Below are 449 nucleotides of genomic sequence, written 5' to 3'. Positions count from 1 at the left end.
GCAAGTACATCTGCAAGCACGTCAGCAAGTACATCGGCTTCAACAAGCGCAAGCACGTCAGCAAGTACATCAGCTTCAACAAGCGCAAGTACGTCAGCAAGTACATCAGCTTCAACAAGCGCAAGTACGTCAGCAAGCACGTCAGCTTCAACAAGTGCAAGTACATCAGCAAGCACGTCAGCAAGTACATCGGCTAGCACATCAGCTTCAACAAGCGCAAGTACATCAGCAAGTACATCGGCTTCAACAAGTGCAAGCACATCAGCTTCAACGAGCGCAAGTACATCAGCAAGTACATCAGCTTCAACAAGCGCAAGTACATCTGCAAGTACATCAGCCTCAACAAGCGCAAGTACATCAGCTTCAACAAGTGCAAGTACATCTGCAAGCACGTCAGCAAGTACATCGGCTTCAACAAGCGCAAGCACGTCAGCAAGTACATCAGCTTC

1 protein-coding gene is annotated in these 449 nt (G+C 48.6%); it reads right to left on the bottom strand.

Translation table 11 applies throughout. The annotated features are described in order from the left end of the window. Positions 1-449: hypothetical protein (locus N8M66_RS09280; protein WP_261047220.1), on the bottom strand; the 449-nt coding region annotated here is incomplete at both ends.

This window comes from Streptococcus mitis, assembly GCF_946188585.1.
Taxonomy (GTDB): Bacteria; Bacillota; Bacilli; order Lactobacillales; family Streptococcaceae; genus Streptococcus; species Streptococcus mitis_DG.
This window is presented reverse-complemented; position numbering and strand designations above follow the sequence as displayed.